This is a genomic window from Actinomycetospora lemnae (genome assembly GCF_028737315.1).
Lineage (GTDB): Bacteria > Actinomycetota > Actinomycetes > Mycobacteriales > Pseudonocardiaceae > Actinomycetospora > Actinomycetospora lemnae.
Genome location: NZ_JAQZAO010000011.1, coordinates 24,880 through 47,179 on the forward strand (window position 1 = coordinate 24,880; position 22,300 = coordinate 47,179).

21 protein-coding genes are annotated in these 22,300 nt (G+C 74.5%); 10 read left to right on the top strand and 11 right to left on the bottom strand.

Annotation, left to right across the window (positions count from 1 at the left end):
• Nucleotides 1–8: 8 nt before the first annotated feature.
• From PGB27_RS22685 to PGB27_RS22705, 5 genes are all read right to left on the bottom strand, one after another.
• Nucleotides 9–1,154, bottom strand: a complete 1,146-nt coding sequence (locus tag PGB27_RS22685) for a glycosyltransferase family 4 protein (RefSeq protein WP_274202696.1) — start codon at nt 1,152–1,154, stop codon at nt 9–11.
• 57 nt (nt 1,155–1,211) lie between these two features.
• A complete protein-coding gene (locus tag PGB27_RS22690; RefSeq protein ID WP_274202697.1) occupies nt 1,212–2,099 on the bottom strand; it encodes an alpha/beta fold hydrolase in 888 nt (295 codons plus the stop codon).
• A gap of 53 nt (nt 2,100–2,152) precedes the next feature.
• A complete protein-coding gene (locus PGB27_RS22695; RefSeq protein WP_274202698.1) occupies nt 2,153–3,166 on the bottom strand; it encodes a C40 family peptidase in 1,014 nt (337 codons plus the stop codon).
• A gap of 319 nt (nt 3,167–3,485) precedes the next feature.
• Nucleotides 3,486–3,842 carry a hypothetical protein gene (locus tag PGB27_RS22700; protein ID WP_332843866.1) on the bottom strand — a complete coding sequence of 119 codons (357 nt, stop codon included), beginning with the start codon at nt 3,840–3,842 and terminating at the stop codon, nt 3,486–3,488.
• Nucleotides 3,843–3,891: 49 nt separating this feature from the next.
• Nucleotides 3,892–5,340: an NYN domain-containing protein gene (locus tag PGB27_RS22705; RefSeq protein WP_274202699.1), complete on the bottom strand. Its 1,449-nt coding sequence runs from the start codon at nt 5,338–5,340 to the stop codon at nt 3,892–3,894.
• Between the two features lie 94 nt (nt 5,341–5,434).
• Here PGB27_RS22705 and PGB27_RS22710 point away from each other — a divergent pair, with 94 nt between their 5' ends.
• Complete coding sequence (locus PGB27_RS22710) at nt 5,435–7,186, top strand: DEDD exonuclease domain-containing protein (RefSeq protein ID WP_274202700.1); 1,752 nt, start codon at nt 5,435–5,437, stop codon at nt 7,184–7,186.
• A 64-nt stretch (nt 7,187–7,250) separates the two neighbouring features.
• Nucleotides 7,251–7,529 (top strand): Lrp/AsnC family transcriptional regulator, encoded by a 279-nt coding sequence (locus tag PGB27_RS22715; RefSeq protein WP_274202701.1) that lies wholly within the window; start codon nt 7,251–7,253, stop codon nt 7,527–7,529.
• A 7-nt stretch (nt 7,530–7,536) separates the two neighbouring features.
• Here the strand turns inward: PGB27_RS22715 and trpD are convergent, their stop codons facing one another.
• Together trpD and PGB27_RS22725 are read right to left on the bottom strand one after the other, a co-directional pair.
• A complete protein-coding gene (gene trpD / locus PGB27_RS22720) occupies nt 7,537–8,592 on the bottom strand; it encodes an anthranilate phosphoribosyltransferase (protein ID WP_274202702.1) in 1,056 nt (351 codons plus the stop codon).
• The gene (locus tag PGB27_RS22725; RefSeq protein ID WP_274202703.1) at nt 8,589–9,005 is read right to left on the bottom strand and encodes a response regulator; all 417 of its coding nucleotides are present in this window, start codon (nt 9,003–9,005) and stop codon (nt 8,589–8,591) included. The genes trpD and PGB27_RS22725 overlap by 4 nt, the downstream gene beginning before the upstream one ends.
• 306 nt (nt 9,006–9,311) lie before the next feature.
• On the opposite strand from PGB27_RS22725, the gene ctaE reads away from it, so the two are divergent.
• The 4 genes from ctaE (at nt 9,312) to qcrB (ending at nt 13,682) form a co-directional block, all read left to right on the top strand.
• Entirely contained in the window at nt 9,312–9,932 is a 621-nt protein-coding gene (ctaE, locus tag PGB27_RS22730) for an aa3-type cytochrome oxidase subunit III (protein ID WP_274202704.1), read from the top strand.
• 77 nt (nt 9,933–10,009) lie between these two features.
• Nucleotides 10,010–10,837: a cytochrome bc1 complex diheme cytochrome c subunit gene (gene qcrC, locus PGB27_RS22735; RefSeq protein ID WP_274202705.1), complete on the top strand. Its 828-nt coding sequence runs from the start codon at nt 10,010–10,012 to the stop codon at nt 10,835–10,837.
• Between the two features lie 68 nt (nt 10,838–10,905).
• Entirely contained in the window at nt 10,906–12,003 is a 1,098-nt protein-coding gene (qcrA, locus tag PGB27_RS22740) for a cytochrome bc1 complex Rieske iron-sulfur subunit (protein ID WP_274202828.1), read from the top strand.
• Nucleotides 12,000–13,682 carry a cytochrome bc1 complex cytochrome b subunit gene (gene qcrB, locus PGB27_RS22745; protein ID WP_274202706.1) on the top strand — a complete coding sequence of 561 codons (1,683 nt, stop codon included), beginning with the start codon at nt 12,000–12,002 and terminating at the stop codon, nt 13,680–13,682. Before qcrA ends, qcrB begins: the two co-directional genes overlap by 4 nt.
• Before the next feature lie 853 nt (nt 13,683–14,535).
• Here the strand turns inward: qcrB and PGB27_RS22750 are convergent.
• Nucleotides 14,536–14,934 carry a cytochrome c oxidase subunit 4 gene (locus tag PGB27_RS22750; protein WP_274202707.1) on the bottom strand — a complete coding sequence of 133 codons (399 nt, stop codon included), beginning with the start codon at nt 14,932–14,934 and terminating at the stop codon, nt 14,536–14,538.
• Between the two features lie 40 nt (nt 14,935–14,974).
• Nucleotides 14,975–15,865, bottom strand: coding sequence for an aa3-type cytochrome oxidase subunit II (ctaC, locus tag PGB27_RS22755; protein ID WP_274202708.1), 891 nt, complete (start codon nt 15,863–15,865; stop codon nt 14,975–14,977).
• A 320-nt stretch (nt 15,866–16,185) separates the two neighbouring features.
• Here ctaC and asnB point away from each other — a divergent pair, with 320 nt between their 5' ends.
• Both asnB and PGB27_RS22765 read left to right on the top strand, forming a co-directional pair.
• A complete protein-coding gene (asnB, locus tag PGB27_RS22760; protein WP_274202709.1) occupies nt 16,186–18,093 on the top strand; it encodes an asparagine synthase (glutamine-hydrolyzing) in 1,908 nt (635 codons plus the stop codon).
• A gap of 95 nt (nt 18,094–18,188) precedes the next feature.
• Nucleotides 18,189–19,175, top strand: coding sequence for an adenosine kinase (locus PGB27_RS22765; protein ID WP_274202710.1), 987 nt, complete (start codon nt 18,189–18,191; stop codon nt 19,173–19,175).
• A 78-nt stretch (nt 19,176–19,253) separates the two neighbouring features.
• On the opposite strand, the gene PGB27_RS22770 is transcribed toward PGB27_RS22765, so the two are convergent.
• Together PGB27_RS22770 and PGB27_RS22775 are read right to left on the bottom strand one after the other, a co-directional pair.
• On the bottom strand, nt 19,254–19,634 hold the full coding sequence (locus PGB27_RS22770) for a HesB/IscA family protein (RefSeq protein WP_274202711.1): 381 nt from the start codon (nt 19,632–19,634) through the stop codon (nt 19,254–19,256).
• Nucleotides 19,635–19,853: 219 nt separating this feature from the next.
• On the bottom strand, nt 19,854–21,026 hold the full coding sequence (locus tag PGB27_RS22775; RefSeq protein WP_274202712.1) for a glycerate kinase family protein: 1,173 nt from the start codon (nt 21,024–21,026) through the stop codon (nt 19,854–19,856).
• A gap of 45 nt (nt 21,027–21,071) precedes the next feature.
• On the opposite strand from PGB27_RS22775, the gene PGB27_RS22780 reads away from it, so the two are divergent.
• Together PGB27_RS22780 and cobU are read left to right on the top strand one after the other, a co-directional pair.
• Nucleotides 21,072–21,746: a DUF3043 domain-containing protein gene (locus PGB27_RS22780; RefSeq protein WP_274202713.1), complete on the top strand. Its 675-nt coding sequence runs from the start codon at nt 21,072–21,074 to the stop codon at nt 21,744–21,746.
• An 8-nt stretch (nt 21,747–21,754) separates the two neighbouring features.
• Nucleotides 21,755–22,279, top strand: coding sequence for a bifunctional adenosylcobinamide kinase/adenosylcobinamide-phosphate guanylyltransferase (cobU, locus tag PGB27_RS22785; protein WP_274202829.1), 525 nt, complete (start codon nt 21,755–21,757; stop codon nt 22,277–22,279).
• Nucleotides 22,280–22,300: the final 21 nt, after the last annotated feature.

The window sequence follows — 22,300 nt, forward strand, 5'->3', positions numbered from 1 at the left end:
GCGCGCCCTCAGCCGGCGGCGAGGGCGCGCAGGCGGGCGGCGCGGGCGTCCCAGGTCCAGTCCGCGCGCATCCACCGGCGCCCGGCCTCGCCCATGGCGGCGGCGGTGTCGGGGTCGGCGAGGAGGTCCGCGAGGGTGTCGGCGACGTCGGCGGGGTCGCGGCCGTCGACGAGGCGCCCGGTCTCCCCCGGCCGCACGGTCTCGGGCGCGCCGCCGGAGCGCCCGGCGACCACGGGCACGCCGCACGCCTGCGCCTCGAGCAGGACGATGCCCAGGCCCTCGACGTCCAGTCCGCCGCCGAGCGTGCGGCAGGGCAGCGCGGACACGTCGGCGGCGGCGTGGTGGGCCGCCACCTCGTCGGGGGTCATGGGGCCGGTGAAGACGACGTGGTCGGCGACGTCGTGGGTGCGCGCCAGACGCCGGAGGCGGTCGCGGTCGGGGCCGTCACCGGCGACGAGCAGCGCCGCGCCGGGGACCGCCCGGCGCAGCCGCGCCAGGCCCGCGACCAGCACGTCCTGCCCCTTGCGGCGCACCAGCCGGGACACGCAGCCGACGACCGGCCGCTCGCCCAGCCCGTAGCGCCGCCGGACGGCCTCCCGCCCGGCCGGGTCCGGGCGGAAGCGCGCCGTGTCGATGCCCGACGGCAGCGGCTCGAGGGCGACGTCCGGACCGAGCGCCGCGGCGATCCGGCCCCGCGTGTAGCGGCTGACGGTGGTGACGACGTCGCTGTCGCGCCCGATGCGCTGCAGCGCCTGGCGGCTGCCCGGCAGCATCGACCAGCCCACCTCGTGCCCGTGGGTGCTCGCCAGCACCCGGGCCGCGCCCGCGCGCCGCAGCGCCGGCGCCATGAGGCCCAGCGGCGCGGCCGCCCCGAACCAGACCGTGTGCGCGTCGTGCGCGCGCACCAGCTCCGCGGCCCGCCGGGTCGCCCCGGGCGTCGGCAGCATCATCGTGGTCGGCAGGCGGTGGACCTCGAACGGCTGCTCCGCGTCGAAGCGCCGGCACGCCGCGCGCGCCTCCTCGGTGTCCCGCCACGTCGACGCGAGGACGACGAGCTCGCCGGCCGGCAGGTGGGTGGCGAGCGCGTGGAGGTAGGACTGGATGCCCCCGGGCCGGGGCGGGAAGTCGTTGGTGACCAGCAGCGTGCGCGCCACCGCGGGAGCCTCGCACGGGCGGCGCCGGGCACACGCGACCGGCCCGAGGGCGGCCCGCTACCCCCAGCGCCGGACGAACTCCGCGGTCGCGGCGTCGACGACCTCCGGGTGCGAGGCGCTGAGGAAGTGCTGCCCGCCGTCGACGACCTGCAGCTCCGCGTGCGGCGAGCTCGTGAACCGCCCGATCTCGTCCTGCGCGTTGGCCACGGAGTACACGCGGTCCTCGGTGCCGTGCAGCCACAGCACCGGGCAGCGGACCTCGTCGAGGCGACCGTGCAGCCCGTCGCGGTCGCGCAGGTTGATCGAGCTCGTCCGCAGCCGGCGGCGCCCGTCGTCGCCCGTGTAGTTCCGCTGGTGGGTCGCGTGCCAGAACGCGCGGGTCTCCTCGTCCACCTCGTCGCCGAAGCCCTCTGCGAGGACCGCGTCGACGAGGTCGGTCGGGATCACCCAGTCCTCGCCGACCGGCGTGGCGAGCGCGTCGATCGCCGGGGTGCAGAACGTCACGCCGTCCCAGCAGCCCAGCTCGCGGCTGCGCGGGCTCTCGAAGTCCATCGACGTGCCGAGCGGGATGACGCCCTGCACGACGTCCGGCGCCAGGAGGGCCATCCGGACCGCGATCCACCCGCCCTGCGAGGTCCCCAGCACGAACGCCCGCCGGATCCCGAGGGCGTCGAGGACCTGCAGGGCGGCGACCGCGGTGTCCCAGTAGGTGAAGTCCGCCCACCCGGCGCGCGTGCTGCCGTGCCCGTAGGGCTCGATCGCGAGGAGGTCGGCGGCCCGCGCGAGCTCCTCGTCGGCGAACTGCGGCCGGTAGAGCTCGACCGACGTGGTGAACGAGTTGACCATGACGAGCGTCGGGCGGGAGGCGTCGAACGACCCGCTCGTCGCGTAGCCGATGGTCGAGGAACCGAGGTGGGGCACCGTGATCGTCTGCGGGGAGCTCATGCCCGGATCGTGTGACCCGGGCCACGCGGCTGTCAACGGCCGCGCACGCGCCCTCAGAGGACGATCCGGCGGACCCCGCTGATGTTGCTGCGGACCTCCGACACCTTGACGACGTCGCCGGACTGCGGCGCCTCGAGGAACTTGCCGTCGCCGACGTAGAAGCCGACGTGGCTGACCGGGTCGTTGAAGAACAGCAGGTCGCCGGGCCGGGCGTCCGGGAACGCCACCGGGACGCCGACGAGCGCCTGCTGCCGGGAGACCCGCGGCATGCCGACCCCGACCTGTCGGTAGGCCCACTGCACCAGCCCCGAGCAGTCGTAGGTGGACGGGCCGGTGGCGCCCCACAGGTAGGGCTTGCCCTGCTGGGTGAGCGCCACCCGCAGCGCCTCGATCGCGATCCCGGTGCCCGGGATGTTCGTCGGGAAGTCGGTGGTGCCGCCACGGCGCAGCGCGGCCAGCGTCGCCGGCGAGGCGTCGGCGAGAGCCTCCTCGGCCGCGGTGACCTCGCGGTCCGCGTCCGCCTGGCGGCGGGCGGCGTCGTCGGCGGTGCGCTGCGCGTCCGACGCCGCGCGGTCGGCGTCGCGGACGCGGGCGTCGGCGTCGCGCTCGGCGGTCTCGGCGACCGCGGTGGCGTCGAGGAAGCGCTGGACGAACCGCTGGTTCTCGGTGGAGATCGTGTCCAGCAACGAGGTGCGGTCGAGGTAGGCCTGCGGGGACTCGCTGCCCAGCAGCGCGGCCAGCGCGTCGAGCTGTCCGCCCTGGTAGGCCGCGCGGGAGACCTGGTCGACGTCGGCGAACGCCCGGTCGCGCTCGGCGCGTGCCTCGTCGGCGGCCTCGCGGGCGCCCTCGGCCTCGCGTCGGGTGCGGTCGGCCTCGGCGCGCCGGACCCCGAGCTGCTCCTCGGCGTCCAGCGACGCCTCCGTGGCGTCGGCCGCGCGGGCGTTGGCCGCGGCGAGCTCGGCGACGGCGTCGGGGGCTCCGGGCGGGACGATGGGGTCGGCCCGGGCGGACCCGGCGGTCGCGCCCCCGAGGGCCGCGACGCCGGCGAGCAGGGCACCCACCAGCACCGTGACGAGGCTCCTGACGAGCCACGCCGTCCGCCGGGGACCGGGACGCCGATCAGCGACTCGGGGCGACACCACGTCCTCGTCGGGTCCTCTCTGCGCAGCCCGGCCCAGCCGCGCCCCCGGACCCGCGGGCGGGCCTCGGGCGCCGCCCCCGCGCCGGACGCGTCGGCCCCCGACGGCCTCCATCCGGTGCCCGCGACGGTCTCGTCGTCGGGGCGAGCGAACCCTACTGCGCCGTAACGCACGGCCCCGACCGACCCGGTCCACCTGGTCGGCGCCCGGGCGGAGCAGGGCCCGGCGCGCGGCGAGGGGCGCGGCCTCACCCGACGTCCCGGGCCCGGCGCGGCCGCCCGGTCCGCCCGGCCCGCTCCCGGGGCGGCGCCTCGGGCGCGGTGGGCGGCACGAGCCGCAGCCGCGGGATGAGCCCGTGGTCCGCCAGCACCTCGAGCGCCCGCTGCTCGACCGGCCCGAACTCCAGCGGCAGCGGGCCGCCGGGCGCGGCGTCCGAGGGGCGCACCCCGGCACCGGAGCCGGCCGGGACGGAAGGCGTGCCGAGGAGCACCCCGACGACGCAGTCGTGGCAGGCGACGTCGCGGACGGCGCAGGTGTCGCAGTCGATGAGCACGGGGGCCTCCGGGGCCTCGCTCCCCGGCCGGTCCGGGGTCGTGGAACGCACGCTAGGAGCGACCCCCGACAACGCCGGTCGACGACGACGACCGTGCAGGTCAGATGCGGGACAACCGCGTCAGCAGGACGCTCGACGGGACGGGGTGCGCCCCCGCGCGGCGCACCGACTCCACGACCGCGCGGTCCGAGGTCACCACCACCAGCGGCCGGCCCTCCGGCTCGGCGCCCACCAGCGAGCGGATGAGGTCGTCGGCGAGCACCCCGGGGTCGCTGAACAGCACCCGCACCCCGCGCAGCGAGTGCGTCGGCACCCCCGTGACCCCGGCGCCGTCGAACACGAGCGTCGTCTCGGCCCCCGTCCGCGCGGTCAGGGGCGCGAGGGCCGCGACGAGGCGTTCGCGCTGGGTGGCGAGCGGGAGCTCCGGCCAGCCGGTCTTCGTGACGTTGTAGCCGTCGACGACCAGGTGCACCTCGGGCAGCGCGAGCAGCCGGTCGAGGGCGGCGGGGTCGGTGACCCTGGCCTTCGGCGACGCCGCGGACCCGGCGCCGACCAGCTCGGCGGGGCGGACGCCGGCGTCGACCCGGCGCAGCCCGAGCTCCTGGCGTAGGCCCTCGGCGGCGCCCGCGACGGTGTCGACGAGCAGCGCGAGCCGGGCGTCGTCGGCGCGCCGGGCCTCCACCGACGCCCGACGGGCGCTCGCGAGGTCGTCGGCGGCGCGCCGGGCCCGGTCGTCGGCGGCCGCGGCGAGCTCGCGCTGGCGGTCGCGGTCGCGCCGCAGCTCCTCGAGCTCGGCGCGCAGCCCGCCGTCGCCGGCCTCCGCGGCGGCGCGCAGCGCGGCGGCCTCGTCCTCGGCCCGGCGGACCCGCACGCCCTGGTCGCGCAGGCGCGCCCGCAGCTTGGCGACCTCCTCGCGACCCTCCTCGGCCGCCGCGTCGACGGCGGCACGCGCCGCGTCCCGCTCGGCGGTGAGCCGGTCGACCTCGGCCTCGAGCCGCTCGGCACGCGCGACCGCCGCGTCCCGCTCCGCCCGGGCCCGACCGGCGTCGGCGCGCTCGCCCACGTCGCGGACCAGCCCCGATCCCTCCTCCCGGCCCTCGAGCACGGCGACGGCGGCCGCGTGCACCGGGTCGGGCACCGGCGGCTGCCAATCCCCCGGACGCTCCTCGGCCCACCACCCGACGACCTGGGCGGCGAACCCCCCGGACGTGCCCAGCGCCCCGAGCAGCGGCCCGGCGCCCACGCGGGCGCGCTTGGCCGGCGCGAAGCGGGCGACCGGCCGCACCGGCGGCGGCAGCTCGGTGACCGGCAGGTTCCCGACGGCCACCGCCACCAGCTCGGCCACCCTCGCCCGCACGGCCTCGGGCGCGGCCTCGAGCAGCCGGACCCGCACCGCGGCCCGGACGGCGTCGTCGCCGGGGTCCGGCTCGGGGTCCGTCCCGCCCGGAGTCCCGCCCGAAGTCCCGCCCGAAGTCTCGCCCGAAGGCTCCCCCGACCCGTCCAGGGCAGCGGGCGGCACGACCTCCCCGTCGCCGCCGCCCTCGCTCATGACCGGTGAGGCTAGACCCGCGGCGCCCGGCGGACCGGGTCGCGAGCGCGCGCGGACGGGGGCTGTCGGGGGTGGGTCCTAGCGTCCGCCGGCGATGGACGTCCCCGCCCGTCCGGTCACCGGCCCGGACCCCCAGCTCTCGTTCGGCGAGCTCGGCACGCCGCTGTCGGCGGTGACGTTCGTGGTGCTCGACCTCGAGACCACGGGCGGCCCGCCGGACTCGGACGCGATCACCGAGATCGGGGCGGTCAAGGTGCGCGGCGGGGAGGTGGTCGGCGAGTTCGCGACGCTCGTCGATCCGGGCGTGGCGGTGCCCCCGCAGATCGTCCAGCTGACCGGCATCACCACGGCGATGGTGCGCGACGCCCCCCGCCTGCCCGCCGTGCTCGGCGCGTTCCTGGAGTTCTGCGCGGGCGCGGTGCTCGTCGCCCACAACGCCCCGTTCGACATCGGCCACCTGCGCGCCGCCTGCCGGCGCCACGGCCCGCCGTGGGCGCGCCCCGCGGTCGTCTGCACCGCGCGGCTGGGCCGGCGGGTGCTCACCCGCGAGGAGGCCCCGTCGTGCCGCCTCTCCGCGCTCGCGACCCTCTTCCGCGCGCGGACCCGCCCGATCCACCGCGCCCTCGACGACGCGAAGGCCACCGTCGACGTCCTGCACGGGCTGCTCGAACGCGTCGGTGGGCGCGGGGTCTCGACGCTCGAGGACCTCCTGGCGCTCCAGGTCGAGGTCAGCCCGGCGCAGCGCGCCAAGCGCCACCTCGCCGACGCCGTGCCCGAGGAGCCCGGGGTGTACCTCTTCCGCGGCCCCGGCGACGAGGTGCTCTACGTCGGCACCAGCGGCGACCTGCGCCGACGGGTGCGGTCCTACTTCACCGGCGGCGACAAGCGGGCGCGCATGAAGGAGATGATCGGCCTCGTCGAGCGCGTCGACTGGGTCGTCTGCTCGAACGCGCTGGAGGCCGAGGTCCGCGAGCTGCGCCTGCTCGCCGGGCACGCGCCGCGCTACAACCGCCGCTCGCGCTTCCCCCACCGCGGCTGGTGGGTCGCGCTCACCGACGAGCCGTTCCCGCGCCTGTCGGTGGTGCGCACACCCCGCGCCGACGCCGTGGGACCGTTCGGGCGTCGGCCGGACGCCGTCCGCGCGGTCGAGGCACTGCAGGACGCGCTGCCGCTGCGCCCGTGCACCCAGCGAATCCCGGCGCGGGGGGCGGCGGGCACGCCGTGCGCGCTGCACGAGATGGGCCGCTGCGCCGCGCCGTGCGCCGGCCACCTCGACGTCGAGGCCTACCGGCCGGTGGTCGCGGACGCCCGGGCGCTGGTCCGGGGCGCCGACGACGCCGGGCTGCGCCGCCTGTCGACGACGGTCGGCGAGCTCGCGGCGGCCGAGCGCTTCGAGGACGCCGCCGCGCACCGCGACCGCCTCGCCGACCTGGCCGCCGCGCTCGGCCGGGTCCAGCGGCTGTCCGCGGTCGCCGCGGCGCCGGAGATGATCGCGGCGCGGCCGGACGGGGCGCGCGGGTGGGATCTCGCCGTCGTGCGTCACGGCCGCCTCGCCAACGCCGGGCGCGCGCGGCGGGGGACGCCGCCGATGCCCGTGGTCGAGGCGCTGGTCGCCTCGGCCGAGACCGTGCTGCCCGGCGAGGGGCCGCTGCGGGGTGCGCCGCCCGAGGAGGTCGCCGTCGTCACCCGGTGGCTCGAGCGTCCGGGCACGCGCATGGTCCGTACGACGACGCCGTGGGCGATGCCCGCCGCCGGTGCCGGGGCGTGGGCCGACTGGGTCGGGCGCGCCCGGGAGGCGCGCCGCGGCGCGGGCGAGGCGGTGAGCGCGCCGGGCGAGCCGCCCTAGACTCCCCCGCACCCGGGGACCGCCGGTCCCGTCGAACGACCCACCGACGCGACGAGGAGCACCCGTGATCACGGCCTTCGTGCTGGTCCACGCCGACGCCGACCGCATCCCCGAGACCGCCCAGGCCATCGCCGACCTCCCCGGCGTCGCCGAGGTCTACTCCTGTGCGGGCGACGTCGACCTCGTGGCGGTGGTCCGGGTGCCCGAGCACGAGCAGCTCGCCGACGCCATCGCCGGCGGGCTGTCGAAGGTGGACGGCGTGCAGAGCACCACCACCCACATCGCGTTCCGCAGCTACTCGTCGCAGGACGAGGCCTCGGCCTTCTCCGTGGGCCTCGACTAGGGCGAGCTCAGCCCCGCACCCGGCGGGCGACCTCGGACCAGCGCTCGAGCAGCGTCGTCGCGGCCCCGGAGTCGACCGCCTCGGCGGCCCGGCGCCGGCCCTCGGCCACGCCGGCGTGCAGATCGGTCATCGCGGTGCCGGTGACGGCCTCGTCGTAGGCGGCGAGCGCCGCGCCCGCGTTGAGCAGCACCGCGTCCCGGACGGGCCCGGGCTCGCCGGCGAACACCGCGCGGGCCACCGACGCGTTGTGCGCGGCGTCGCCGCCGCGCAGGTCGCCCGGCCCGGACACGGGCACGTCGAGCGTGGTCGGGTCGAGCGTCTCCACCCGCACCCCGCCCGGGCCGGCGTGCCAGACGGTGGTGGTGGTGGCCGTGGTGACCTCGTCGAGCCCGTCGTCACCCCGGACGACCACGGCCCGGTCGCCCCGCGCGGCGAGCACCTCGGCGAGGATCGGCGCGAACCGCACGTCGGCGCACCCGACGAGCGCGGCGCCGGGCCGCGCCGGGTTGGTCAGCGGCCCGAGCAGGTTGAACGCCGTCGGGACGCCGAGCTGGCCGCGGACCGGGCCGGCGTGGCGCATGGCGGGGTGGAACACCTGGGCGAAGCAGAACCCGATCCCGACCTCGTCCACGCAGCGCGCGACCGCCTCCGGCCCGAGGTCCACGGGCACGCCGAGCGCCTCGAGCACGTCCACCGACCCGCTCTGCGACGACGCCGCGCGCCCGCCGTGCTTGACCACCCGCGCCCCGGCCGCCGCCATGACCACCGCGGCCATGGTCGAGATGTTGACCGTGTGCGCCCCGTCGCCGCCGGTGCCGACGATGTCGACGACCGGCCCCGGGACCTCGACCCGCCGGGCGTGGGCGAGCATCGCCGTCGCCAGGCCCGCGACCTCGGGGGCCGTCTCCCCCTTGGCGCGCAGCGCGACGACGAACCCGGCGACCTGCGCGGGCGACGCCTCGCCGGACATCACCTGGTCCATGGCCCACTCGGTCTCGTCCGCGGCAAGGTCCTGCCCCGCGAGCAGGCGCCCGAGCAGCCCGGGCCAGCTCGGTGCGGTCACCCGCGGACGGCGGGACGAGCGCGCTCGCGCAGCACGGTGGCGACCGTCTCGGCCGCGGTCAAAGGGTCGAGCGGCTGGACCAGCACGGCGTCGGCCTGCGACCACGTCGCGAGCCAGTGGTCGTCCCGGCGGCGGACGACGACGATCACCGGCGGCGGGTCGTCGCTCTCGTTCTTGAGCTGGCGGCACACGCCCATCCCGCCGGTGGGCTGCGCCTCGCCGTCGAGCACGGCGAGGTCGATCTCGCCCGCGTCGGCGGCGCCGAGCACCTCCGCCACGCTGCTCGCCTCGACGAACCGCAGCCGCGGCAGGTCCGGGGCGGGGCGGCGGCCGACGGCGCCGGCGATCGCCTCGCGGACCTCCGGGCGATGGCTCATGACCACGACGGTGAGCGTGGTCGCCGGGGCGGTCATCGGGGGGCTCCCCCGGTCTGCCTGCCGGTCTCGCGCGTCCCGGCTCCGCTGCGCTCCCTGTCCCACATGCGCCGGATGCTAGCGGTCGGCACGCACGGTCACGACCACGAGCCGGGCACCGGCACGGCCGTCCCGCAGACGGTTCACCGACCGGTACGACGACCCGACGTACGACGGCGGGTAGGAGAACCCGCAGGTGAGGGGCGGTGCAGGTCGGCGCGGGTCCGCACCCCGCCGCGGCGGCGGTCGCCGACCGACACGACCACGCCTCGCCCCAGCGGGCTGGTGTCGGCCGGAGGTGTCATCATGACGCCCGTGACGACCGCCCAGGGTGCGCCGGCGCCTTCCTTCAGCGCGAGGATTCACTCCCTCAACCGGCCCAACGTCGTGAGCGTGGGGACCATCATCTGGCTCTCCAGCGAGCTGATGTTCTTCGCCGGGCTGTTCGCCATGTACTTCGTCGCGCGGGCGAACGCCGAGGAGTGGCCGCCGCCGCCCACCGAGCTCGACGTCCCGTACGCGCTGGTGAACACCATCATCCTGGTGGCCTCGTCGTTCACCTGTCAGTACGGCGTGTTCGCCGCCGAGCGCGGCGACGTCTTCGGTCTGCGGCGCTGGTACGCCATCACGTTCGTGATGGGCCTGATCTTCGTGCTCGGCCAGGTCGTCGAGTACCACACGCTGGTCACCGAGCACGCGACGACGATCTCGAGCAGCTCCTACGGCTCGGTCTTCTACATCACGACCGGTTTCCACGCCCTCCATGTCACGGGCGGCCTCATCGCCTTCGTCCTGTTGGTGGCGAGGACGTTCCTCAGTCGGTTCACCCCGGCGCAGGCGACCGCCGCCATCGTCGTCTCGTACTACTGGCACTTCGTGGACGTCGTCTGGATCGGCCTGTTCGCCGTCATCTACTTCATCCGCTGATGGCCAGCACGGACGACACCCCGCACGACCGCCAGGACCACCACCCACGGCGAGGAGAGCTCGAGGTTGGGCACCCGATGACTGACGAGAAGCCCCGCCCCGCCCGTACCCGGGCACGGCGCGGGTCGAAGATGCGCCGGCGCCTGTCCGGGCTGCTCGCGCTGGGCGTGGCGCTGGTGGCCGTCGGCGGCCTCTACACGGTGTTCACCCCGCAGCCCGACCAGGCCGTCGCCGCCGACCCCGCGATCGTCCGCGAGGGTCAGCAGATCTACGACAACTCCTGCATCACCTGCCACGGCACCAACCTGCAGGGCGTGCAGGGGCGCGGTCCCAGCCTCATCGGCGTCGGCGAGGCCTCGGTCTACTACCAGGTCTCGACGGGCCGCATGCCGCTCGCGGCCCAGGGTGCGGCGGCGGAGCGCAAGCCCCCGCGCTTCAACGAGGCCCAGATCGACGCCCTCGGGGCGTTCATCCAGGCCAACGGCGGCGGACCGCAGACGCCGGTGGTCGCCAGCGGCGAGGAGCTGCGCGGCGAGGACATCGGGCGCGGTGGCGAGCTCTTCCGGCTCAACTGCGCCTCCTGCCACAACTTCACCGGCCGCGGCGGCGCGCTGTCCTCCGGCAAGTTCGCCCCGGTGCTCGACCCGGCGAGCGAGGAGCAGATCTACGCCGCGATGCTGTCGGGCCCGGCGAACATGCCGACGTTCGCCGACTCCCAGCTCTCCCCCGAGGAGAAGCGGGACATCATCGGCTACATCAAGTCGGTGTCCAGCGAGAACACCGGCGTCAACCCGGGCGGCAACGGTCTCGGCGGCTTCGGCCCGGTGCCCGAGGGCATCGTGGCGTTCTTCGTCGGCCTCGCGGCCCTCATCGGTATCTCCCTCTGGATCGGATCCCGCCAGTGAGCACGCGCCCTGCCGACCGCGGCGCCAACGCGCCCAGCGAGCCCCACCCGACGGACGCGACGCCGCGCATCCCGTCGGACGAGGAGCTCGCCCGCATGAGCACCGACGACCTCGTCCGTCTGGGCAACCAGATCGACGACATCGAGGTCGTCTCGTCCCGTGACCGCTTCCCGGTGCCCGGCACGCGCGCCGAGAAGCGCGCCGAGCGCCAGGTCGCGGGCTGGTTCATCCTCGCGCTGATCTCGGGGATCGCGTTCCTCATCGCCTTCATCTGGTGGCCGTGGGAGTACCGGTCGGCCACGGAGGAGGGCGCGTGGGTGTACGCGCTCTACACGCCGATCATCGGGGTCACCTTCGGCCTCTCCGTCTTCGCCGTGGGCATGGGCGTCATCGCCTACTCGAAGAAGCTGCTGCCCGAGGACCTGACGATCCAGCAGCGCCACGACGGGCGCTCGTCGGAGGTCGACCGGCGCACGGCGGCCGCGCGTCTCGTGCAGACCGGCCAGCAGTCGGGCCTCTCGCGGCGCAAGCTGATCTACCGCTCCATGGGTGCCGCGGGTGGTGTCCTGGGCCTCGGGGTGCTCGTGGCCGCGTTCGGCGGCCTGGTGAAGAACCCGTGGAAGGAGGGGCCGGACTCCGCGCTGCTCGTCACCGAGTGGAAGTCGAAGCACGGTGAGCGGGTCTACCTGCGGAAGAACTCCGGTGTCCCCAGCGACGTCGTCCTCGTCAAGGCCGGCGACCTCGAGCCCGGCTCGATGGAGACGGTCTTCCCGTTCCGCGAGGAGGAGCGCTCCGACCCCGAGCACCTCGCCGAGGTCCTGCGGTCCGCCGACTCACCGGTCATGCTCATCCGCCTGCGCCCGAACGTGCCGGTGATCAAGCGCGAGGGCCAGCAGGACTTCAACTACGGCACGCTGTTCGCCTACTCGAAGATCTGCAGCCACATGGGGTGCCCCACGTCGCTGTACGAGGACCAGACGAACCGCATCCTCTGCCCCTGCCACCAGTCGCAGTTCCAGGCCAACGAGTACGCCAAGCCGGTCTTCGGCCCGGCTGCCCGTCCACTGGCGCAACTGCCGATCACGGTGGACGATCAGGGTTACCTGTACGCACGCAGTGACTTCATCGAACCGGTGGGTCCGGCGTTCTGGGAGCGGAATTCATGAGTGCGATCACCACACCCACCCGCAAGGGCGGCGGCCTGGCGATGAAGCTCGCCGGCACGGCCGCCGATGAGATCGACAGCCGCATCCACCCTGCCGGTCCGATCCGTCGCCAGATCAACAAGGTCTTCCCGACGCACTGGTCCTTCATGCTCGGCGAGATCGCGATGTACAGCTTCATCGTGCTCCTGCTGTCGGGCACGTGGCTGGCGGTCTTCTACGACCCGTCGATGGCCGAGACCACCTACGAGGGCGTCTACCCCGGCCTGCGCGGCGTCACGGTCTCCATGGCCTACGAGTCGACCGTGAACATCTCGATGGACGTCCGCGGCGGCCTGTTCGTGCGCCAGGTGCACCACTGGTCCGCGCTGCTCTTCGTCGCCGCGATGATCGCGCACATGATGCGGACGTTCTTCACCGGAGCCTTCCGCCGCCCGCGTGAGACGAACTGGGTGCTCGGCGTCGTCCTGCTGCTCACCGGCATGATCGAGGGCTTCATCGGCTACTCGCTGCCCGACGACCTGCTGTCCGGAACCGGCATCCGCACCGGCCTGTCGGCGATCGTCCTGTCCATCCCGGTGATCGGCACCTGGCTGCACTGGGCGATCCTCGGGGGCGAGTACCCGGGCGACATCATCATCCCGCGCCTGTACATCGTCCACGTGTTCCTGCTGCCCGGGATCATCACCGCGGTCATCGCGGTCCACGTGGCGCTGGTGTGGTTCCAGAAGCACACCCAGTTCCCCGGGCCCGGCCGCACCGAGCGCAACGTCGTCGGCGTCCGCATCCTGCCGACGTTCGCGGCGAAGGCCGGCGGCTTCATGGTCGTCTCGGTCGGCGCGATGGCGATCATGTCCGGCCTGTTCCAGATCAACCCGATCTGGAAGCTCGGCCCCTACGACCCGACACAGGTCTCCGCAGGCTCCCAGCCCGACTGGTACATGGGCATCTTCGACGGTGCGGTCCGCCTGTGGCCGGCGTGGGAGATGTACCTGTTCGGCCGGTACACCATCTCGGCGATCTTCTTCCCCGCCGTGATCGGCATGGGCATCCTCACCACGCTGCTCGCGCTCTATCCGTACATCGAGCGCAAGCTGACCGGCGACGAGGCCCACCACAACCTGCTGCAGCGCCCGCGCGACGTCCCCGTCCGCACCGCCACCGGCATGATGGCCATGTTCTTCTACTTCTGGCTCCTGCTGGCCTGCGGGAACGACATCTTCGCCTACACGTTCGACATCTCCCTGAACGTGATGACGTGGATCGGGCGCATCGGTCTGCTCGTCGGTCCGCCGATCGTGTACTTCGCGACCTACCGGATCTGCCTGGGCCTCCAGCGCAGCGACCGCGAGGTGCTCGAGCACGGCATCGAGACGGGCCACATCAAGCGCCTGCCGCACGGCGAGTTCGTCGAGGTGCACCAGCCCCTCGGCGGCGTCGACGACCACGGCCACGCGGTCCCGCTCGCCTACCAGGGCGCCAAGGTGCCGAAGCGCATGAACGACCTGGGCTCGGCCGGCTCGCCCCTCAAGGGCGGCTGGTTCCGTCCCGACCCGCCCGAGGAGCAGGACGCCCTCACCAGCGGATCGCACGGCGGTGACCCGCTCCAGGTCGAGCCGGGCGAGACCCGCGAGCTCGCGGGCCGTCCGGACGCGGGACGCCCCCGCGACATCCAGGAGTAGGAACCAGCACGACCCTCGACGGGCCGGGAGCGTCAGCGCGACGCTCCCGGCCCGTCGTCGTTCCGGGCCCTGGGTCTGCTGGTCGGCGTCGTCCGGACGTTCTGCGGGCGCTGTACGGGCGCTCTGGTGAGGGCGCCTGGCGCACGGGGTGTGCCAGCGGTGCGTCCACGCTGGCGTTCAACGCCAGGATCGCCACATCCTCGATCGCGCGACACGCCGTGTGCGCCGTACCCGGCGCCGTCGCCTCCGCTCGGCTCCCGCTGAGGAGGCGACTCCTCGAGTCAGCCGGCGGCGCTCGGACCCGGCCCGGGCTCTGTGCCGGCCCCGGCTCTGTGTCGGCCCCGGGCTCTGTGGTCGGCCCCGGGCTCGGTGTGGGCCGGACCCGAGCCCTTGCGGCCCGCTCGACGCCTGCGGGCACGACGAGCACGACGACGTGGACCGAGGGCGTCACCGCCTGCTCGGGACGCAGCCAAGGCGTCCCTCGCTCCCCCACCACCCGCCACTGAGCGACTCCACAGGCCGGCGACCCGAGATCACGGGCGACACCAGGCACCTCGACCCGCGTCCCGAGGTGCGTCAGGTACTCCTGATCACGGCGACGCCTCCAAGTCGCGGCGCAAGCCCCCGCCTCCAGCCGCGCCACGAGCCCCCGCGGCCCGACGACCCGGTGCTGCTCACCTCGCACAGCGCCCAGCAGCCGCCCGGACACCCTCACGGACGTCACGAACGCGCCGTTCGCTCGCATAGAAGCAGCGAACAGCGCGTTCGCTCCAAAAAGCCGCCCACAGAACGCACCACGGCCCCGCCCCCGATGAACCGGGAGCGGGGCCGTGGAAAGGCCGTAGAGAGGCGTCTAGTGCGCCTCGGGACCCGCGTGGTACTCGAACACGAGGCCGCAGATCGCGATCAGCAGCCCGATGCCGGCGAGGACGATCAGCCACCACTGCCACAGGGCGACGCCGAGGCCGGTGAGGGCGGTGCCGCCCGCGACGGCGAGGGGCCAGTAGCTCCCGGGGCTGAAGAAGCCCACGTCGCCGGCGCCGTCGGACACCTCGGCCTCGGGGTTGTCCTCGGGGCGCTCCTCGAGGCGGCGGGCCACGAAACGGAAGTACGTCCCGACGATGAGGGTCAGGCCGCCGGTCAGCGTCAGGGCGACGATGCCGACCACCTCGCCCGAGAGCAGGCCGTACACGATGGCGCAGACGAAGCAGAAGACCGTGAGGATCTCGAAGATGCGGGATTCGACTCTCATCGGGTCCTCGCTGACGTCGGGGCGGTGCGGGCGAGCAGGGTCATCGGATGCCGAGCTGGGCCGTCGGGTCCGGGTTGATCACACGGGTGGTGATCGACTCGGGGTTGCAGAGCTCGCCGCAGTTCATGGCGGCGAGGGCCTCGTTGGTGGTGAAGCCCTGGCCCGTCTGCGGGTTGATCTGCGTGCGCAGCTGGAGGAACTGGTCGAACTGCGCCGGCGGCAGCGCGCGCACCTCGAAGTTCATCATCGAGTGGTACGCCCCGCAGAACTCGGCGCAGCGGCCGACGAACGCGCCGGGCCGTTCGATGCGGTCGATCACCCACGTGTTCTTCTGGTTGTTCGCCGCGGGGTCGGGGATCACGTCCCGCTTGAACAGGAACTCCGGCACCCAGAAGGAGTGGATGACGTCCTTCGACTCCTGGGTGAACTGGATCGGCCGGTCGACCGGCAGCACGAGGATCGGCACCGACTGCGTCGTGCCCACCACGGAGGCGGGCAGGCCGTTCGGTCCCGGCGTCTGGGGGTAGGTGAACTCCCAGTTCCACTGGAACCCGGTGATGTCGACCTGCAGCTCGTTGCCCTGCGGGTTCCGGTCGACGACGTTCTGCACGACGACCGTGAAGTAGAAGAGCACCGCGACGATGATCAGCGGGATCACCGTGAGCACGAGCTCGAGCGGCAGGTTGTACTGGAACTGGCGCGGCAGGTCCGACGCGCCGGCGCGGCGGCGGTGGAACGCCACGGTCCAGGCCGTCGCACCCCACACCAGGACGCCGACGATGAGCGCGGCCACCGCGGCCCAGGTCCAGAGGGTGCGCATCTGGGTGGCCTCGGGCGTCACGCCCACCGGCCACCCGAAGCGGAGGACCTCGTCGACCGAGCAGCCGGAGGTGGTCACGGCCACGGCGACGGCCGCCACGGCCAGGCCCACGGCCCGGCGCGCACGACCGGTGCGGCTGCGGACCGGCGTCCCATCTCGGCGCACTGCTGGCTGCCTTCCTCCTCGGGCGGTGCTCGCCGGTGTCCGCCCAGGTCATCCGACCCCGCGGGGACGTGGCGAGCGGCCCGGCGGACCCGGGCCCCGACGTCGCAGCGGAGACTATCCGAGCAAGCCACTACGCGCTGTCGGAGGGGCGCGGCGGGTCGTCCGGGAGCAGCAGGCGGCCCTGCTCCGGGGCGTCCCCGGAGTGATCCCGCCCGGTCGTCATACTGGGCTCGCCCGTCCCCGGAACCGGAGGTGTCAGCGGACGCGTGTGCGGCCTGATGGGATTGATCACGTCCGACGGTGCGGGCGCGGCCCGTGCCGGCGCGGTGCAGGAGAGCCTGACCTGCATGCGCCACCGCGGCCCGGACGAGTCCGGTGAGTGGCACGACGACGACGTGGTGCTCGGGTTCAACCGGCTCTCGATCATCGACGTCGAGGGCTCGCACCAGCCGCTGACGTACGCGAGCGACCGCTACCGCATCGTCTTCAACGGCGAGATCTACAACTACCTCGAGCTGCGCGAGCAGCTCGCGCGCGACCACGGCGTGCAGTTCGTGACCGAGGGCGACACCGAGGCGATCGTCGCCGCCTACGCCGTCTGGGGCGCCGACGCGGTGCGCCGGCTGCGCGGCATGTTCGCGTTCCTCATCTGGGACACCCAGGAGAAGGTGCTCTTCGGCGCGCGCGACCCGTTCGGCATCAAGCCGCTCTTCGTCGCCGCGGGCCCGCACGGCGTCGCGTTCGCCAGCGAGAAGAAGAGCCTGCTCCAGCTCGCGAAGGCCCTCGAGGAGCCGACCACCGCGCCCGACCCCACGGCGCTCCAGCACTACCTGCAGCTGCAGTACGTGCCCGAGCCGCTGACGCTGCACCGCGCGATCCGCCGCGTCGAGTCCGGGACCAGCTTCACCGTCTCCCCCGGCGAGACGGTGTTCGCCGAGCGGTACTTCGAGCCGCAGTTCGACGCCAAGCCCGTCGACGACGAGACGCGCCTGCACGCCGAGATCGCCGAGGTGCTGCGCGACTCGGTGGCCAAGCACATGCGCGCCGACGTCACCGTGGGCTCGTTCCTGTCCGGCGGCATCGACTCGACGGTCATCGCGGCGCTCGCCCGCGAGCACAACCCCGACCTCATGACCTTCACCAGCGAGTTCGCCCGCGAGGGCTACTCCGAGGCCGACGTGGCCCGGGAGTCGGCCGAGGCGATCGGGGTGCGGCACATCGTCCGCACCGTCAGCGCGCAGGAGATGATGGACGCGCTGCCGCTCATCGTCTGGTACCTGGACGACCCGGTGGCCGACCCGGCCCTCGTGCCGCTGTGGTTCGTGGCCCGCGAGGCGCGCAAGCACGTCAAGGTCGTGCTCTCCGGCGAGGGCGCCGACGAGCTCTTCGGCGGCTACACGATCTACAAGGAGCCGCTGTCCCTCGCGCCGTTCGAGAAGCTGCCCGGCGCCGTCCGCAAGCTGGCCGGGGCCCTGTCGACGCGCCTGCCCGACGGCATGCGCGGCAAGGACCTGCTGCGCCGCGGCGCGCTCCCCCTCGAGGAGCGCTACTACGGCAACGCGCGGATCTTCCGCAACGACCAGCTCGCCGCGGTGCTGCGGGGCCACGACCCCGAGCTGTCGTACACCGACGTCACCGCGCCGATCTACGCCGACTCGGGCAGCTGGGACCCGGTGGCGCGCATGCAGCACGTCGACCTGTTCACGTGGCTGCGCGGCGACATCCTCGTCAAGGCCGACAAGATGACGATGGCGAACTCGCTCGAGCTGCGCGTGCCGTTCCTCGACCGCGAGGTGTTCGAGGTCGCGTCGCACCTGCCCACGGAGCAGAAGGTCGCGCACGGCACGACGAAGTACGCGCTGCGCCGGGCCATCGACGGCATCGTGCCGCCGCACGTGCTCAACCGGCGCAAGCTCGGCTTCCCCGTGCCGATCCGCTACTGGCTCGCCCACGACATGCTCGACTGGGCGCGGCAGATCGTCCGGGAGTCCCAGACCGACGCCATCCTCGACAAGGCGGCGGTCCTGCGGCTCATCGACGAGCACCGCGTCGGCCCCGTCGACCACTCGCGGCGCATCTGGACACTGCTCGTGTTCATGCTCTGGCACGGCATCTTCGTCGAGGAGCGCGTCCGTCCGGAGATCCCCGAGCCCGACTACCCGGTGTATGCGTGAACGTGCGCCACGCAACGGTCCGGTCCCGGTGACGCCCCGTTTCACCTAGTCTCGACCGCTGGTCCGAAGGACGTAGCGCGATTCGAGAGGTATCCATGGACGTACTGGGGATCGGCAACGCCATCGTCGACGTGCTGTTCCGCACGGACGACGACACCATCCGCGCGCACGAGCTGCCCAAGGGCGGCATGACGCTCATCGACGAGGCCCAGGCGGAGAAGCTCTACACCGAGGCCGGCGACACGACGGAGCGCTCGGGCGGCAGCGTCGCCAACGCGATCGCCATCGCCGCGGCCCTCGGCGCCGACGCCGGCTACGTCGGCAAGGTCTCCGACGACCGGCTGGGCACCTCGTTCACCGAGTCGATCCGCTCGCACGGCGTGCACTTCACGACGCCGGCGCTCTCGGGCAGCCCCGCCACGGCGCGGTGCCTGGTGATGGTGACGCCCGACGGCGAGCGCACGATGTCGACGTTCCTGGGCGCCTGCACGGCGCTCGGCCCCGACGACATCGACCAGGACGACGTGGCGGGCTCGAAGGTCAGCCTCGTCGAGGGCTACCTCGCCGACACCGAGCACGCCCGCGCGACCATCGGCAAGATCGTCGACGCGGCGGCGAAGAGCGAGGCCCGCGTGGGCATGACGCTCTCCGACGCCGGGTGCGTCGAGCGCCACCGCGAGTACTTCCGCGAGCTGGCCCGCGAGAACGTCGAGATCATCATCGCCGACGAGGACGAGGTCGCGGCCCTGGTCGGCGACGACCCCGTCACCTCGCTCCTGCGCGGCCAGGGCGGCAACTGCGAGGTCGTCGTCGTCACCCACGGGCCCAAGGGCTCGACGGTGTACGACGCGGACGGCACTGTCGAGGAGGTCGGGGTCCGCGACGCCGACGAGCTCGTCGACACCACCGGCGCCGGCGACGCCTACGCGGGCGGCTTCCTCTACGGCTGGACCCGCGGGCTCGACCACGCGACGTCCGGGCGCATCGGCGCCGTGGCCGCGTCGCACGTCGTGGCGCAGCTCGGCGCGCAGCCGCCGGAGGACCTGCGCGCGAAGGTCGCGGCCGAGGTGCCCGGCATGTAGGTGCGCTCCGTGCTCACGAGCCGCAGGCACACGAAGGGCCCCGGACCAGCAGGTCCGGGGCCCTTTCCGCGTGTCAGCTCAGTTGAAGCTGTCGCCGCAGGCGCACGAGCCGCCCGCGTTCGGGTTGTCGATCGTGAAGCCCTGCTTCTCGATGGTGTCGACGAAGTCGATGACCGCGCCCTGCAGGTACGGCGCGCTCATGCGGTCGACCGCGACGGTGAGGCCGTTGAAGTCGCGCTCGAGGTCGCCGTCGAGGCTGCGGTCGTCGAAGAACAGCTGGTAGCGCAGACCCGCACAGCCACCGGGCTGCACGGCGATGCGCAGGGACATGTCGGCGCGGCCCTCCTGGTCGAGGAGGGCCTTCGCCTTGCCGGCCGCGGACTCGGTCAGCTCGACACCGTGCGGCTTCGCGGACGGAGCCTCAACGTCGGTCGGCGCGGCAGGGTTCTCGACGGTCATGGTTCTCCCTTGAGCTCCCGGGACGCTGTGCACTCACTCGGCACAACTGGTCGCGGTGCCGTGTATTCCCGTGGGACCGGTGTACCCGCTCCCGCGGTGTCTTTCCATGCTCGCACACCGCGGCCGGTGCCTCACGCGTGCGCGATCTCACGGGTCGAGCTCCCATCGGCGTCCTCCCCGGAGCTGCGTCTGCCGATCACCGCCGCCGGCGGGTCGCTCTCACGCCGGTCGGGCGCCCCACCGTCGGGCGACGCCCTCGGCGAGGTCGGCCAGGCGCGCCCCGGGCTCGGCGAGCGCCGCCTCCACCGACCCGGCGTCGGCCGCCACCGAGTACGTGCCCTCGAGCCCGGCCTCGAGGGCCTCGCCGGAGGACATGTCGACCTGCCCGGCCAGCGCGATGCACGGCACCCCGTGCTCCCGGGCGCGCGCGGCCACCACCGAGACGAGCTTGCCGTGCAGCGACTGCCCGTCGAGGCGCCCCTCGCCGGTGACCACCAGGTCCGCCCGGTCCAGCGCCGCGTCCAGCCCGGCGACGTCACGGACGAGCTCGCCGCCGGGGACCCGCCGCGCCCCGAGGGCCAGCAGCGCCGCCCCGAGGCCGCCCGCCGCCCCGGCGCCGTGCTGGCCGGCGAGGTCCGGGCGTCCGCAGGCCTCCCCCAGCACGGCGCCCCACGTCGTCAGCGCGGCGTCGAGGGCGGCGACGGTGTCCGCGTCGGCACCTTTCTGGGGCCCGAACACCGCGGCGGCGCCCTCCGGGCCGGTGAGGACGTGGTCGACGTCGGCGGCGACGACGAGGTCGACGCCCGCGAGGCGCTCGCGCACCGGGCCCAGGCCGTCGAGTGCGGCGACCGTCGCCAGCGCGCCTCCGCCGTCGGCCAGCGCGGTGCCCGCACCGTCACGCGGCACGGCCCCGAGCGCGGCCAGCATCCCGGCGCCACCGTCGGTGCACGCCGAGCCGCCGAGCCCGACCACCAGGCCCCTCGGGCCGGTCGCGATCGCCGCGGCGACCAGCTCGCCCACCCCGCGGCTCGTCGCGGCCGCCGCCGTCGCGGGCGTGCGCTCGCCCACCAGGTGCAGCCCGCACGCCGAGGCCGACTCGACGTACGCGGTGGTGGTGGTCGAGCTCCGCTCCGCTCCGTCTCCCGGCTCGTCCAGCTCCAGCCAGGTCGCGGTCGTCCGCCCCCCGAGCGGGCCGGTGACCTCGAGGTCGTGTCGGGTGCCGCCGCGCGCGGTGTGCAGGACCTCCACGAAGCCGGTCCCGCCGTCGGCGAGCGGGAGCAGCACCGTGGTGTCGCCGGGGACCGCGCGCGCCCAGCCCTCCGCCATCGCCGTCGCGGCCTCGGCCGCGGTGAGGCTGCCACCGAAGGAGTCGGGAGCGAACAGGACGCGCATGGCGAGCACGGTAGGGGGTGTTGCGGGTGTCCTATCCTGGTCGGCGTGAAGTTCCTGCGCCGCGGTTCCGCCACCCCCGAGCCCGTCGACGGCACGTCGGACGAGGCGGAGGAGCGCGAGGCCGTGGTGGTCGGCGAGCGCAACCGGTCGCAGACGGTCGGCAAGGGCCGTCCGACTCCGTCGCGCCGCGACGCCGAGGGCCGGCGCCGCGGGCCGGTGGCGCCGGCGCCGAAGACGCAGCGCGAGGCCATCAAGCGCGCGCGGGCGCTGCGTGGCACCAAGGAGGACCGCCGCAAGTCCTCGACCGACCGCAAGCAGGCCGCCGCGGAGCGTCGCAAGCGGATGATGGCCGGCGACGACGCCGTGCTCCTCCCCCGCGATCGGGGGCCCGCCCGCGCCTACGCGCGCGACCTCGTCGACGCCCGCCGCAACCTCATGGGCCTGTTCATGCCGCTGGCGGTGGTCATCTTCGTGACGGTGATCGTCCCGGTGCCCGCGGTGCAGACGGCCGGCAGCCTGATCTGCCTCGTCATGCTGGTGATGATGGCGCTCGAGGGCGTCCTGCTCGGGCGGTACGTGGTGACGAAGGTGCGGGCGAGGTTCCCGAAGGAGCAGATCGGCGGCCTGTCCTACGGCTGGTACGCGTTCACCCGCGCCACCCAGCTGCGGCGCCTGCGGATGCCCGGCCCGCGCGTCGCGCGCGGCACCGTGATCGACTGAGGCGCGCGATCCCCCGCACCCTCGTCCTCGGCGGCACGCGCTCGGGCAAGTCCGCGTACGCCGAGGCCCTGCTCGACGCCGACGCGCCCGCGCTCTACGTGGCGACGGCCCGCGGCGTCGACCCGGAGACCGACCCGGAGTGGGCCGATCGCGTCGCCACCCACCGCGCGCGGCGTCCCGCGACCTGGCGCACGCTCGAGGCCGCCGACCTCCCCGCGGTGCTCGCCGGCGCGCCCGCCGAGCCGGTGCTCGTCGACGACCTCGCCACCTGGGTGACCGGCCTGCTCGACGACGCCGGGTGGGCACGCGACGCCCCGTCCGTGGCGGCGGCGCGGCGCGACCTCGTGGCCGCGGTGGCGGGGTACGGCGGGACGCTCGTGCTCGTGTCCGCCGAGGTGGGGCTGGGCGTCGTGCCGTCGACGAGCGCGGGGCGGCGGTTCCGCGACGAGCTCGGCGCGCTCAACCAGGAGCTCGCGGCCGTGTGCGACGAGGTGTGGCTGCTCGTGGCCGGGCTGCCCCTGCGCCTGCGGTGAGCTCCACCGGATACCGTCACC

What these genes read in the sequence shown, in the direction of transcription:
- qcrC (WP_274202705.1), top strand. Translation starts at nt 10,010, where the DNA reads ATGACTGACGAGAAGCCCCGCCCCGCCCGTACCCGGGCACGGCGCGGG.
- ctaE (WP_274202704.1), top strand. Translation starts at nt 9,312, where the DNA reads ATGACGCCCGTGACGACCGCCCAGGGTGCGCCGGCGCCTTCCTTCAGC.
- PGB27_RS22770 (WP_274202711.1), bottom strand. Translation starts at nt 19,634, where the DNA reads ATGACCGTCGAGAACCCTGCCGCGCCGACCGACGTTGAGGCTCCGTCC.
- PGB27_RS22725 (WP_274202703.1), bottom strand. Translation starts at nt 9,005, where the DNA reads ATGACCGCCCCGGCGACCACGCTCACCGTCGTGGTCATGAGCCATCGC.
- PGB27_RS22710 (WP_274202700.1), top strand. Translation starts at nt 5,435, where the DNA reads ATGGACGTCCCCGCCCGTCCGGTCACCGGCCCGGACCCCCAGCTCTCG.
- PGB27_RS22690 (WP_274202697.1), bottom strand. Translation starts at nt 2,099, where the DNA reads ATGAGCTCCCCGCAGACGATCACGGTGCCCCACCTCGGTTCCTCGACC.
- PGB27_RS22750 (WP_274202707.1), bottom strand. Translation starts at nt 14,934, where the DNA reads ATGAGAGTCGAATCCCGCATCTTCGAGATCCTCACGGTCTTCTGCTTC.
- PGB27_RS22775 (WP_274202712.1), bottom strand. Translation starts at nt 21,026, where the DNA reads ATGCGCGTCCTGTTCGCTCCCGACTCCTTCGGTGGCAGCCTCACCGCG.
- PGB27_RS22705 (WP_274202699.1), bottom strand. Translation starts at nt 5,340, where the DNA reads ATGAGCGAGGGCGGCGGCGACGGGGAGGTCGTGCCGCCCGCTGCCCTG.
- PGB27_RS22765 (WP_274202710.1), top strand. Translation starts at nt 18,189, where the DNA reads ATGGACGTACTGGGGATCGGCAACGCCATCGTCGACGTGCTGTTCCGC.
- qcrB (WP_274202706.1), top strand. Translation starts at nt 12,000, where the DNA reads ATGAGTGCGATCACCACACCCACCCGCAAGGGCGGCGGCCTGGCGATG.